Raw genomic sequence first — 14,371 nt, forward strand, 5'->3', positions numbered from 1 at the left:
AATTGTTTTTTAAAATCATTTATCTAACAGGTGGTTGGTGAACCTCCATTAAATAGTTAATCCGGAAGCTCACCTAAACCTCTTCCCCTGCAAGAACCTAACTGGTCTTTTCAACAAACCAGTACATGTGATCACTACATCAATCTACTACTTCAACATCATACTGACGCAACCAATGATCAATTTGACAAAGGTGCGCAATCAACTGTGGGCCACGCATTAGTTGACCATACCAAGGATCCTTAAATTCTTTTCCTTTACTTTTTACTATTGCTTCTACTTTTTCTTTTTTCATAAATTCAAATAATCTTGCATTCGGATCAACCAGTATTCGATTCATCCATTGACTGACTTGCTCTGTATATTCCGGTTGAAAAGTTCGTGGATAGGGACTCTTTTTTCGATAAAGCACTTCATTTGGAAGAATACCTTCCATTGCTTTACGTAGAATTCCTTTCTCATGACCATTTACCATTTTGATATCCCAAGGAATGTTCCAAACATATTCCACAAGACGATGATCCGCAAAAGGCACACGTACTTCTAAGCTTGCCCCCATACTCATTCTGTCCTTACGATCTAACAATTGGGACATAAACCATTGCATATTCAAATAAAATAACTCTCTACGTTTAGCATCTATTTTATCCTCTCCATCTAAACGAGGTGTTTCAGCTATCGTAGATTGATATTGTTCTTGTACATAACTCTCTAAATCTAATTTTTTCTTCCAATCCCCATGCAGTAAATCAATTCTAGAATCTAAAGAACGTATCCAAGGAAAATTATTACCAGCTGCAGCAGGATCATGGAACCAAGGATATCCTCCAAATATTTCATCCGCACATTCTCCAGATAAAGCTACTGTGGTATGCTGTTTAATTTCACGACAAAACCAAAGTAGCGAAGAATCAATATCCGCTTGCCCTGGCTGATCACGGACCTCCACTGCTTCCTTTAGTAAAATCGCAAGTTCTTGACCTGCAATTATCTCATCATGATGATCTGTCGAGAAACCTTCTACCATTTTTTCAATCCAAGCACGGTCACTAGAAGGCTGGAATTTACTTTTCTGGAAATGTTGCTCATTTCCTTGATAATCGATAGAAAATGTTGTTAATGGTCCATAACCTTTTTCTTTATAATAATTTGCTGCAATTGCAGTTATTGCACTTGAATCCAATCCACCTGACAACAAAGTAGAGACCGGTACATCCGCTACGAGTTGCCGTTGTACTGCATCTACAAAAAGCTCTCTCACTTTTTCTGCGGTTTCTTCTTCCGAATCCGTATGATGATTACTTACCATATTCCAATATCTCCATACTTTCAAACCATGTTTTGAGAAAGTTAAAGAGTGTGCCGCTCTTAGTTCATCAATGTCTTTAAATAGTCCATGACCAGGTGTACGCGATGGTCCGAGGCCAAATATTTCAGACAGTCCTGTACGATCAACTTTTGTAGAAATATCTGGATGAGCTAATATTGCTTTTAACTCCGAACCAAAAATGAATCCTTTTGCTTTTTCTGCATAGAATAGAGGCTTTACACCTAATCGATCGCGTGACATAAACAGTTGCTCTTTTTCCTCATCCCAAATTCCAAATGCAAAAATACCATTAAAATGGTCCACACATGCTTCTTTCCATTCGATATAACTTGTTAATAATACTTCTGTATCGGATGTTGTAGAAAATGTATATCCTCTTTTTAGTAGCTCCTTACGAAGATCCTCTGTATTATATAGTTCTCCGTTATAACAAACTGTATAGGTTATTCCATTCACTGTCTTGCTCATTGGTTGCTTTCCGCCCTCTAAATCTACAACCGACAAACGCTTATGGCCAAAACCTGTATGTCCTTTCGTCCAAAGTTGTGTATCATCTGGACCACGTAGTGATAACGTATCCGTCATTTTTCCTAATACAGACCGTTGTTCGTCTGCTGTTTTACCCCAATTCACAAAACCTGTAATTCCACACAAATCCAACCACCCTTTCTAATGAACCTTAGGCCTCCTACACATTTTATGCATGAGTGCCCATGAAGTGATTAGAAAAACATTTTTCTTCAATTGAATTTCATGATTGGTAGATTCAATATAAAAAAACAAACATGTTAGCAAAATTTATATTTTAACGATAATGGCTATAACTTGGCTTTAGTTGTAATGGAAAATGGCACTTCTATAGGATTAGTATGGGCTAAAAATCCACTAGGAAAAGGGATTTTTAACTGATACTTATTTGAATCCCTGCCTGCGAAAGCGCGTCTACAATCATAATCAAACAATAATCCATCCGGGTTTCACACTAAGTATCTTAATTATGAAATGGACTCAAAGATAAAAAATTTAGAAATTCTTAGTCTATACATAAAAAAAGCAAGAAAAATCATTGTCCAATGACTTTTCCCGCTATTCAACAGTATCTAGAAATTATTTTATATAAATATTATCTTTTTCTCCAACAATTACCGTAGTAGCCATATCAATAAATAAGCCCGTTTCAATTACTCCTACAATTGATTTAATCTCTTTATTTAATTTATCCGGATGCGGAATAACTTTAAAAGGACAATCTAAAATATAATTCCCATTATCGGTAACTAGTGGCTCCTCCTCATGAACACGAACCGTAGGAACACAACCTAATTTAGATATTTCATTTGCAGTTCGTTGCCATGAAAATGGCAGAACCTCAACAGGAAGAGAAAATTCTCCTAGAGTCTCTACTACTTTTGATTGATCGACAATTATGACAAACTCTTTAGCAGCTTGAGCAATTATTTTTTCACGAAAAAGCGCAGCTCCCCCACCCTTAATCAAATGATTATTAGCATCTACTTCATCCGCCCCATCAATCGTTATATCTAATTCTTTCACATTCGAGAAATCTGTTAACGGAATACCAGCTTCTTCTGCCCATGTTGCTGTTTGATTTGAAGATGGAATGCCTTCAATTTTCAAGCCATCTTGTTGAATACGTTCACCCAATGAACGAATCATCCAATATACAGTGGATCCTGATCCTAATCCAACTTTCATTCCGTCCTTCACCATAGTTGCCGCTTTTTCCCCAACTGCTTTTTTTAATTTATCTTGCTCATTCACCGATAGCTACCTCCTCATTATGTATACGTAATCATTATAGCGTAAAAGGTGTTGGAAGTTAAATTTGCATATAATTGAAAAATTCAAGCCTACAATTGAGGAATTCATATAAGATAATATGAGGAATTCATCTAAGATAATAAATTATTATTAATCTAATTCTCTTCTATATTTAAGAACGATTGCTCCAGGTTTTTGCTTAATATCTTTAGATTGGATTTCTTCTTGAAAAACAAAACCACGGGCTTCATAAAAAGGAATTCCTTTCATATTTCCTTTTTGAACAGTAACATATTGTTCTAAAGCACCTAATTGTTTTTGCTGCTCCGTCACTGCTTCGAGTATTTTTGTCCCAATCCCTTCATTTCTACGAGTAGGATTCAAGTAAAGAACGTATAGCCAACCAGTTTGGTCCGTCGTCATGCCGCCTCCTCCAGCACCAACTACAATTCCACCTTCAAGCGCAACAAAATAACCGCCCCATGAATGATTAAATTGTGTTACTTCTTTTCGTATTCGCTCTTCTTTATAATATTCTTCACATTTTTGTTCAATAAGTTCGTGGGACAATAGTCCTTTTGATACATCGCAGTAGCCAGCTCTACATACAGAAATAATCCCTTGAACATGATCTTCATTTGCAAGTTCGATACGAATCATTTTTTTCACCTACTAAAATAAAATTTGATTTTAAGCATAAAGAAAAAACCCTATCAACGTAGGGTTTTTTCTTTATACTATTATTCTACTGTTTGTGGTGTTTCTTCTGTTACGCCAACTTCATGCCAACCATTCCAGCTCCATTGAATAGAGTAATCTGTTACGCGATTGTTAACTGGAACTAATACTGCACGATAAAGTGTTGGGAATACAGGAATTTCATCTACCATTAATTGTTGCCAATCTTTGTATACTTCTTGACGATGTGCGATATCAAGAGATGCTTCTGATGCACCTTCTGCTAGTAATTCATCATTTTCTTCACTCGCATAACGAGTATAGTTGAACTGAGCATTTCTTCCATATAATCCTGAAGGATCTACGTCAGAACCAGTACCCCAAGCACCTTGATAAATATCGATATCTGGATCGTCAGCTTCTACACGATCATAGAAAGTGTTGAACTCTTGTAAACGTCCATCTAATAATTGTACTTTCAAACCTACAGCTTCCCAAGACTGAATGTAATAGTTAGCTATGGGTTCAGCTGTATCTCCACCAGACATTGAAGCAAAGTTAATCACTAATTCTTCACCATCTGGATTTTCACGAATTCCATCACCAGTAACATCTTCATATCCTGCTTCATCTAAAATCTGATTAGCTAAGTCTGGATCATAAGTTGGTGCTTCAATAGAAGGATCATGATAATCTGGATATGCTGGAATGATTAATGTATTTGCATTCCAACGTAAACCATTATAGAACTGCTTTCCTACGGCATCATTATCAACAGCATGCCACATTGCTTTTCTTAAATTCACATCAGCCATTTTAGCATCTGGGTTTGGTACTACCTCACCAGCATCTCCATCCCATTTACCCAATTTAAATCCAATATAAGTATACGCTAGATCTGTTTGACCTAAAAACTCCACATTTGTCATTGTTTCAGCAACATCTGGATATTGATCAGTCGGGAATGAATCAACCAAATCAACCTCACCAGTTTCTAAAGCTTGAACTACTGTTTCCGGTGCTACTACTTTTAAAGTTAAACCATCAAGTTTTGGTGTTCCTTGCCAGTAATCTTCGTTTGCTGTAAATGTAACAGACTCTCCAGGTACGATGGAATCAACTTTAAACGGCCCCATACCTATTGGGTTTTGACGTACAGCATCTGACTCAGCCATTTCTGCAACTGGAATTTCTTCAAAAATATGTTTAGGCATTGCATATGGCCAAATTCCACTTGCTATAAGTGATGGATTAGCTTCAATAAATGTGATTTTCAGCGTTTTCTCATCAACTACTTCGATTCCAGAAATACTTTCTGCTTCTCCGTTATGATAAGCTTCCATTCCCTCAACATTAGTCATTGTAGAGTCATAACGAACACCAGTATAATCAGGATGACCAATTACTTCAAAAGAATATGCCCAGTCTTCTGCTGTAACAGGCTCTCCATCATGCCAATTTACATTATCACGAATTGTAAATGTAAATGTTTTATTATCATCGGATACTTCCCACTCCGCTGCTCCATCTTGTGTGTAGTTAAAATTATTATCAGTACTTAGAAGGGGTTCATCAAATAGTCCAATAATTTCTGCGTCTGGCGCACCTGAATAGAAATTCCAGTTTAAGGTACCTTCAAATACAGTATCAGTAACTAAACCGAAGTTTAACGTACCACCATCAATTGCTTCCCCTTCACTTGTCTTATCTGTAGAAAAATCATCAATTGAATAAATACCCTCTTCAGATTCTTCATCCGTATTTTCCTCTGTATCTGATCCTGCGTCTGAACCTGCATCTGATTCTGAGTCCGCATCATCAGAACCTCCATTACATGCAGCTAATACTAACAATAGCATTAACATCATTGCGAGTAAAAGCTTGCTTAAACTAGATTTTCTCATCCTTGTAACCTCCCTTTGTTATTGTTTCTGTCTTGCCAGCAAGGACTACCGGCTTATATACTCAACATCAATTTTGATGTAGGTACCAAAATATTTCTTAACCTCGACGCTGTTTTGCGTCTGCAGCACGTCTTAAAGCCTCTCCAACATTTCTTACTGAAAGCATTAATAACAGAATCAATATTGCTGCAGGTATCCAAATCCACCAGCGAAATTCAAGTGTTTGTGGATTTCTAGCATAACTTAATAATGTACCCAAACTAGGAGTATTCTCTGGAAAACCAAATCCTAAAAATGAAAGTCCAGATTCCAATCCAATATTAGAAGCTAAGTTTAACGTCATCGTTACAATAATTAACGAGGTAATATTAGGTAACACTTGATTAAAGATTATTTTTAAATTTGATGTTCCTAATGTTTTGGATGCTTGTGCATAATCCAATTCTTTTTCTTGCAAAGCCTTTGATCGTATTAATCTGGCTATCCCCATCCATGAAAATGCAGCCATAATAATAGAGAAAGTTAACGTATTGTAGCTAGGAACAATTGCCACGAAAACAATAATAATCATTAAGAATGGTAATACGTTAAAGAAATCTAAAATACGCATCATAATGTTATCGATATGGCCACCAAAATATCCAGAAACTACACCGTAAATAATTCCAAAAGCACCACTAAACAACGTAACCATGATCCCAATCGCTAATGAGTTTCTAGTTCCAATGATTAATTGACCGAATACATCTCGCCCGCCATAATCTGTACCTAATATAAATTGATCAGATGGGGCTTCATGTATGGCAAACAAATCAACACTTACAATCTCTTTTTGGTCTAATATAAGCGAAGTGCCAAATACAAATAGCATTGTACCTAATAAAAATATTAAAGAAACAAGAGCTAATTTATCTCTATAAAGTTCTTTAATAAGTATTCTTAACGCGGAAGGACTCCTTTGTTCAACAACCTTCGAATTTATCTCCATGTAATATTCACCTCAAAACATATGCTGTTTCTATTTAATACGAATACGTGGATCAACGATACTTAAAATAATGTCAGAAAGTAATGCCCCTAAAATATTAGCAATACCAAACAATAAAACTAAGGAAGTTACTACACTATAGTCACGCTGAGTAATTGACTCTAAAAATAGTGCACCCATTCCTGGGAATCCAAAAATATTTTCAATAAATATTGTTCCAGAAATTAAAGTGGTTATCTCCCATCCAAAGAAAGCTGCGATAGGTAATAATGAATTTCTAAAAATATGTTTGTTGTATACTCTACTTTCCGATGCACCTTTAGATCTTGCTGTAACTATAAAATCTTTTTGCTTTGTATCCACAATTTCACTTCTTAAGTATTGTACCGTCGATACAACTTGTATTAACGCCATAGAAAGTCCTGGTAAAATGAGATGATATAATTTACTTATCGCATATTCCATCGTCCCTCGCTCTAACCCAGGCTCAACACTTCCACTAGTCGGGAACCAACCTAATTGATATCCAAAAACCCATAACATAACTAAACCAAAAATAAATAATGGAGTTGCAAAACCTAAATAAGTATATCCAGTTATACTTTGATCAAGAACTGTATCGTTAAATCTTCCACTAGTAATACCAAGTGGAATAGCAATTAGGTATGTAAAAATTAATGTTACGATGGAAAGCAACACTGTATTTTCCATTCGTTGTGATATTAATTCTGTAACCGGCATTTTAAATCTAAATGATTGCCCAAAATCTCCCTGTACTGCTCCACCTAACCAATCTCCATATTGTACATACCAAGGGTTATTCAATCCCATTTTCTCTCTTAATTCATCAATAGTTGCTCTATCAATATTTGGATCTATCAATCCAGTTAATGCATCACCTGGCATTAGCTGTGCTAATAAAAATACTAAAATACTCAAAAATAGTACTTGGGGAAAAGTGATTACTAATCTTCGAACTATAAATTTCCACATGTATAAATCAACCTTTCTGCGGTAGCGCGACTCTATGTGAATCCGAAATTGATTGCAATTTATAAGCTAATCCTTGCTGATCAAAGTAATCATTAAAAGAATGGTTATATTCATTTAAAACTTCTTTTCGGAAACCAAATTGTTTATCACGATTTCTTGGATTAATATCAGGTATTGCTGCAATTAATCGTTTTGTATATATGTGCTTCGGACTCTCAAAAATATCTTCTTTCGTCCCTTGTTCCACATACCTACCTTTATACATGATAGAAATATCATCACACATATGCTTTACAACCCCAAGGTCATGGCTAATAAATAAAAACGTTAAATTGAGCTCTTTTTGAATATCTTTCATAAAGTTAAGTACCTGTGCTTGTACGGAGACATCCAATGCAGATACTGGTTCATCCGCGATGATTAATTTTGGCTTTAAAGCAATTGCTCTCGCAACACCAATTCGCTGACGTTGACCACCAGAGAATTCATGTGGGTATTTATAAATACTGTCCGGGCTGACTCCAACTATTTCTAATAATTCTTGTACTCGTTTTTTCTCTTCAGCCTTTGTAAGCTTTTCAAAATTTCTAATTGGCTCTGCAATAACATCAATTATTCGTTTTCTAGGATTTAATGATGAATAAGGATCCTGAAAAATCATTTGTACATCTTTTCTAAATTCTTTATCTTTGCTTTTTTGACTTGTGATATCTTTTCCATTAAACAAAATTTGTCCACCGGTAACTTCCTCTAGACCGATAATCGCTCTACCAGTAGTAGATTTGCCTGATCCTGATTCTCCAACAAGACCATAGGTTTTCCCTTCCTCTAGTTCAAAAGACACCCCATCAACCGCTCTGATATAATCTACTGTGCGGTTAAATATTCCACCTTTAATAGGAAAGTAGACTTTTAGATCTTTAACCTCAAGAAATGCCATTGGATTGTTCCTCCTTATATTCCTCTGGGAAGTAAAAATTCTCGTAGCAAGTACATCTAACAAAGTGACCTGGCTCTACTTCGTGTAGTTCCGGATTCTCTTCATGTGCAGATTCATCAATCCATGGAATTCGTGCCGCAAAACGACAACCTTTTCTCGGCAAATTTTTTAAATTTGGTACGATACCTTGTATAACATGAAGTTTATCTTCCCCTTCTTGGGGTACAGAGTGTAATAAAGACTTTGTATAAGGATGTAAAGGATTTTCAAACAATGTATGCACTTCAGCAACTTCAACAATTTGACCTGCATACATCACTGCTACTCGGTCCGCCATTTCAGCTACTACACCTAGGTCATGCGTGATCAATATAATTCCGGCGTGGATTTTTTCTTTTAAATCTCGAATTAAATCTAGTATTTGAGCTTGAATAGTTACATCTAACGCTGTTGTAGGCTCATCAGCAATCAATAACTGTGGTTCATTCGCAATCGCAATCGCGATGATCACCCTTTGTCGCATTCCTCCAGATAATTCATGTGGAAATTGCTCATATACATTTTTAGGTCTTGGTATACCTACCATTTCCAGAAGTTCGATAACTTTATTTTTCCGTTCATTTTGTCCCATTTTTTTATGAAGCAAAAGTACTTCTTCAATTTGTTTTCCTATAGGCATTAGTGGATTTAATGCAGTAAGTGGATCTTGGAAAATCATTGCCATTTCATCTCCACGCATTTGATCCAAATTAGACTTAGACATGGTTACTATATCCTTATTATTTAAGAGAACTTTCCCTTCAATTTTCGCTCTGTTATGTAATCGCATTATAGAAAATGCCAGTGCACTTTTACCTGAACCAGACTCACCAACAATTCCTAATACCTCATTTTTATGCAAGGTTAGACTAACATCGTCTACTGCTGCATAATATTCACTATCGATACGAAAAGATGTTTTTAGGTTTTCAATCTTCAAAAGTTCTTTACTCAATCTTAATCCCCCTAATGAAATTAATTTATATGATATATGTCTAGTAACTATTGGACGGCTACAAATTTCATCAGGATAATACCAACTTAAACGTATGCTCTTTATTTTCAATTAAGAACAACGATATAATCTACTATCCTTTGATTTTATATTCTTGCGATTTTTCTAATAATTTATAGTAAAATTACGATTTGTGAGCTGAAATTTCAACTATGTAATCATTCATTTATTCAACCCGAAATATAATCGTAAACAAATCTTAATATATTAAAAAATTATAGTTCATAATTTTTAGAAAAGCAATAAGTTTTGATAAAAATTAACATTAGTAATTTACAAATAAATGGATTTACCATCTAAAAACACTTTAGGATCAAGGTATTTCACTATTTCTTTTTGTTGGAAATTTTTATTTTTTTCACCAAAGAAAAGTGTCGAATTATAGGATTAACCTTCATAAAATATTACAAATTTCGCTTTTCTCGAATTTAACTTTATTATCTATCAATCTAATTTTCTTATACACAGAAAAAGTCTTTTAACCTTTTTCCTAGGTCAAAAGACTTTTCCTTTTATAGCGCCACATATGCTCTTTCTGGATTTTTATTAATATTACTGGATAGATGTTGTATTTTTTGCATATTACTGATGTCCAAGTTACCTCCACTAACTATAACACCACAATGCCTGGATGAGATCGTGTCATTATGTGCAAATAGTGCAGCTAATGCAGCGGCACCAGCACCTTCCATTAACGTCTTATTTCTTTCCAACATGTAAATGATTGCTGAAGCAATTTGTTCATCATTAACCGTAACAATATCATCAACATAGGATCGAATAAGTGGCAAGGTCAAATCTCCTGGTTGTTTTACCGCTATTCCTTCTGCAATTGTTGAAACATTTGATAAAGAATGTACTTTGCTCGAATGATAACTTTGATGCATTGCTGCAGCACCTTCAGCCTGTACGCCGATTATTTTAATGTTTCTATTTACATGTTTAGCAGCAACTGCAATGCCACTAATTAATCCACCTCCACCAATTGGGACAATAATGGTATCAATACGGTCTTCTTGGCGGAGTAATTCCATTGCAATTGTCCCTTGACCAGCCATAATATCATAATCATCAAATGGGTGGATATACGTAGCACCAGTTACTTTTTGATGTTGAAGTGAAGCCTCATAAGCTTCTTGAAAACTTTCTCCAACAAGATTTACGGTTGCCCCATAATTTCTTGTCGCATTAATTTTCGCTAGAGGCGTTCCTTCAGACATAAAAATCGTTGCCTTAACTCCTAATTTTGCAGCGGCATGAGCTACACCTTGTGCATGATTACCAGCTGAAGCTGTAATTACGCCGTGTTGTAATTCTTCTTTTGACAGTTGCATTAATTTATAACTTGCTCCTCGAAATTTAAATGCCCCAGTTTTTTGTTGATTTTCCATTTTACAGTAAACATGTTTTCCAACAATATCATCCGTTGTATGTGATGTTACTAATGGTGTACGATGAACAATCGGTGTTAATTTCTTCATAGCTTGGTATACTTTTTCACCAGTTAAGCGATCCCCAAGACAACTCACTCTCCTTCTATTCTGTAACGAAAAAATGAAACTTTATTCAGCGGAATAAATCTCAGTTAGCAGATTCATAGGCCGCAATCTTTTCTTCCTTTAATAAGGTTAAGGCTATATCATCCCAACCATTGATTAATTTTTCACGTTGGTACGGCGTAATATCAAATGATGTTATTGTTCCATCAGAGGCTTGAATCGTTTGTTGCTTTAAATCAACATCTAATGTTAACCCATCTACTGCTTTTTGCATCCACGACTTCACTTGCTGCTCATCCATCTTAATAACTAATATGCCATTTTTTAACGCGTTATTATAAAAAATATCGGCAAAGTCTGGTGCAATAATCACTTTAAATCCATAATCAGCAAGGGCCCAAGGAGCATGTTCCCGACTGGATCCACAACCAAAATTATCTCCGGCAACTAAAATGCTAGAACCTTTATAGTCCGGATCATTTAAAACAAAATCACTTCGCTCTGTTCCATCATCATTGAACCTCCAATGAAAAAATAGAAACTGTCCAAAACCAGTTCGTTCGATTCGTTTTAAAAATTGCTTTGGAATAATTTGGTCCGTGTCTACATTAGCTCTATTTAATGGACAGACCTTTCCACTATGAAATTCCAATGGTTCCATTTAAGATCTCCTCCTAACTCGGGACGCTAGCGTAGGATCTAACATCAACAAAGTGTCCTTCTATTGCCGCAGCTGCAGCCATTTCTGGACTGACGAGATGTGTTCTAGCCCCGTTTCCTTGTCTACCTTCAAAATTTCTGTTGGAAGTTGAAGCACATCTTCCTCCAGCTGGCACAATATCATCATTCATTCCTAGACACATACTACATCCAGAATTTCTCCATTCAAAACCAGCATCCATAAATACTTGATCTAACCCTATTTCCTCTGCTTTCTGCTTTACAAGAAATGAACCGGGCACTACCATAGCACGAATACCAGCTTTCACTTTTTTACCCTTCACAATTGCTGCTGCTTTTTTCAAATCACTTAGTCTCGAGTTCGTACATGATCCGATAAATACATGGTCTACTTCAATAGAAGTCATTAATTGATTTTCTGTTAACCCCATATATTCAAGCGCACGTTCTACTTCGTCTGGATAACTTGCTTTTTCAATAGATGGTGTAGAAGAGCTTATCGGTACACACATACCTGGATTTGTTCCCCATGTAACTTGAGGCTCAATTTCATTAGCATGAATAGTAACCGTATCATCATAGACAGCATCTTCATCCGTAGCTAATTGTAACCATTCAGCTGCTAAAGTATCATATGCTTCTCCTTTTGGAACCATTTCACGTCCACGTAAGTAGTCTACTGTAGTTTGATCAGGGCTAATTAAACCTGCTCTCGCACCCGCTTCAATCGACATATTACAGATTGTCATTCTTTCTTCCATGGACATTTTACGAATGGACTCACCTGTATATTCCATTACATATCCAGTACCAAATTGAACACCAAACTTTGCAATAATCGCTAAAATTAAATCTTTTGCAGTTACCCCTATGCCTAGTTCACCTATAACTTTGACATTTAAGGTTTTTGGTTTGTCTTGCCAAATAGTTTGTGTTGCTAAAACATGTTCGACCTCACTTGTACCTATTCCAAATGCTAAAGCACCAAATGCTCCATGTGTTGAAGTATGACTATCCCCACATACAATCGTTTTCCCTGGTTGGGTAAGACCAAGTTGCGGGCCAATTACGTGTACAATCCCCTGATCTGGATGGTACATATCAGCAAGCTTTATACCAAATTCCTCACAATTTTTCTTCAGTGCGTCCATCTGCTTTTTGGAAATTTCATCTTTAAATGACTCCCTATTTACAGTTGGGACATTATGATCCATCGTTGCAAATGTTAAGTCAGGACGACGAACCTTTCGATTATTTAAACGAAGCCCCTCAAAAGCTTGTGGAGAAGTTACTTCATGAACCAAATGTTGATCAATATAAAGAAGACTTGGTTTCCCCTCTTCTTCATGAACCATATGATTTTCCCATATCTTTTCGAAAATAGTTTGTGGTTTTTGCACGTCTTTCACCTCCATCCTATACATACGAGCTACATATAGAATCTGAAATACTTTTTGTTGTTACATTTTCCAAAACTGCGTCTGTCATTTGCTTTGTACCAACTTGAACTCCACCTGGTATATGAATATCTGCTGTGTGAAAACCTTGTAATAAACAATCATTTACCGCTCGCTCTATTTCCTTCGCTTCATCTACTAAGCCAAAAGAATGCTCTAACATTAATGCAGCAGATAAAATCATTGCTAATGGATTAGCGATTCCTTTTCCTGCGATATCAGGAGCTGACCCGTGTACAGGTTCATATAAGCCAAGTCCATCAGCACGTAAACTCGCTGATGGCAGCATTCCTAAAGACCCGGTGAGTACGGATGCTTCATCACTCAATATGTCTCCAAACAAATTCTCCGTTACGATTACATCAAAGAAACTCGGCTGTGTAACAAGCTTCATTGCAGCTGCATCGACAAGTAGATGGTTTACAGCTACATCAGGATAATCTTTCGACTTTTCTTCCACGATTTCTCTCCATAGTTTGCTAGACTCTAGTACATTTGCCTTATCAACGGACGTAAGATGTTTTTTTCGAATTCTTGCAGCTTCGAATCCGCGCTCGACAATTCGTTCTATTTCTTCTCGTGAGTACTGAAGTGTATCTACTACGCCATTAGTTGTTCGTTCACTAGGTGTGCCAAAATAAATTCCTCCAGTTAACTCGCGAATGATTAACATATCTGCCTGACTTACAATTTCTTCTTTTAATGGTGACGCATATAATAAGGAAGAAATTGTTTTAACTGGTCGTAAATTGGCAAAAAGTCCAAGTTGTTTTCGTATCCCTAGCAATCCTTTTTCTGGTCTTAAATGAGACGGGTTGGCATCCCATTTAGGACCACCAACAGCTCCCAATAAAATTGCATCTGCTTTCGAACAGGCATCTACTGTTTTATCAGGCAATGGTGTACCATATTCATCAATAGCACTTCCACCAATTGCATGCTCTTCAAATGTAAATCGATGATTATATTCGCTTGCTATTGCTGTTAATACTTGTTTAGCAGAATCAATAATCTCTCTACCTATTCCATCACCAGGAAGCAAAATAATATGTTTCTCCATTTCTT

At 36.1% G+C, this 14,371-nt stretch carries 12 protein-coding genes; all 12 read right to left on the reverse strand.

The annotated features are described in order from the left end of the window. Positions 1-139: 139 nt before the first annotated feature. The 12 genes from asnB to leuB all read right to left on the reverse strand — a co-directional run bounded on the left by asnB (position 140) and on the right by leuB (position 14,366). On the reverse strand, positions 140-1,984 hold the full coding sequence (gene asnB / locus OB_RS13355; RefSeq protein ID WP_011067001.1) for an asparagine synthase (glutamine-hydrolyzing): 1,845 nt from the start codon (positions 1,982-1,984) through the stop codon (positions 140-142). A gap of 453 nt (positions 1,985-2,437) precedes the next feature. Next, entirely contained in the window at positions 2,438-3,112 is a 675-nt protein-coding gene (gene rpiA / locus OB_RS13360) for a ribose 5-phosphate isomerase A (protein WP_011067002.1), read from the reverse strand. Positions 3,113-3,262: 150 nt separating this feature from the next. Beyond that, positions 3,263-3,772: a GNAT family N-acetyltransferase gene (locus OB_RS13365; protein WP_011067003.1), complete on the reverse strand. Its 510-nt coding sequence runs from the start codon at positions 3,770-3,772 to the stop codon at positions 3,263-3,265. An 80-nt stretch (positions 3,773-3,852) separates the two neighbouring features. Next, positions 3,853-5,694, reverse strand: coding sequence for an oligopeptide ABC transporter substrate-binding protein (gene opp4A / locus OB_RS13370; RefSeq protein ID WP_011067004.1), 1,842 nt, complete (start codon positions 5,692-5,694; stop codon positions 3,853-3,855). A 97-nt stretch (positions 5,695-5,791) separates the two neighbouring features. Continuing rightward, complete coding sequence (locus tag OB_RS13375) at positions 5,792-6,682, reverse strand: ABC transporter permease (RefSeq protein ID WP_011067005.1); 891 nt, start codon at positions 6,680-6,682, stop codon at positions 5,792-5,794. Positions 6,683-6,712: 30 nt separating this feature from the next. Further along, complete coding sequence (gene opp4B / locus OB_RS13380; RefSeq protein ID WP_011067006.1) at positions 6,713-7,675, reverse strand: oligopeptide ABC transporter permease; 963 nt, start codon at positions 7,673-7,675, stop codon at positions 6,713-6,715. A 7-nt stretch (positions 7,676-7,682) separates the two neighbouring features. Further along, positions 7,683-8,615 carry an ABC transporter ATP-binding protein gene (locus OB_RS13385; protein WP_011067007.1) on the reverse strand — a complete coding sequence of 311 codons (933 nt, stop codon included), beginning with the start codon at positions 8,613-8,615 and terminating at the stop codon, positions 7,683-7,685. Next, positions 8,602-9,609, reverse strand: coding sequence for an ABC transporter ATP-binding protein (locus OB_RS13390; protein ID WP_011067008.1), 1,008 nt, complete (start codon positions 9,607-9,609; stop codon positions 8,602-8,604). The genes OB_RS13385 and OB_RS13390 overlap by 14 nt, the downstream gene beginning before the upstream one ends. Before the next feature lie 572 nt (positions 9,610-10,181). Beyond that, complete coding sequence (gene ilvA, locus OB_RS13395) at positions 10,182-11,150, reverse strand: threonine ammonia-lyase (RefSeq protein ID WP_081427541.1); 969 nt, start codon at positions 11,148-11,150, stop codon at positions 10,182-10,184. A gap of 100 nt (positions 11,151-11,250) precedes the next feature. Beyond that, positions 11,251-11,829: a 3-isopropylmalate dehydratase small subunit gene (gene leuD, locus OB_RS13400; RefSeq protein WP_011067010.1), complete on the reverse strand. Its 579-nt coding sequence runs from the start codon at positions 11,827-11,829 to the stop codon at positions 11,251-11,253. Between the two features lie 13 nt (positions 11,830-11,842). Beyond that, positions 11,843-13,249, reverse strand: a complete 1,407-nt coding sequence (leuC, locus tag OB_RS13405) for a 3-isopropylmalate dehydratase large subunit (RefSeq protein ID WP_011067011.1) — start codon at positions 13,247-13,249, stop codon at positions 11,843-11,845. A gap of 16 nt (positions 13,250-13,265) precedes the next feature. Then, the gene (gene leuB / locus OB_RS13410) at positions 13,266-14,366 is read right to left on the reverse strand and encodes a 3-isopropylmalate dehydrogenase (RefSeq protein ID WP_011067012.1); all 1,101 of its coding nucleotides are present in this window, start codon (positions 14,364-14,366) and stop codon (positions 13,266-13,268) included. Between the last annotated feature and the right edge of the window lie 5 nt (positions 14,367-14,371).

Source organism: Oceanobacillus iheyensis HTE831, assembly GCF_000011245.1.
Lineage (GTDB): Bacteria > Bacillota > Bacilli > Bacillales > Amphibacillaceae > Oceanobacillus > Oceanobacillus iheyensis.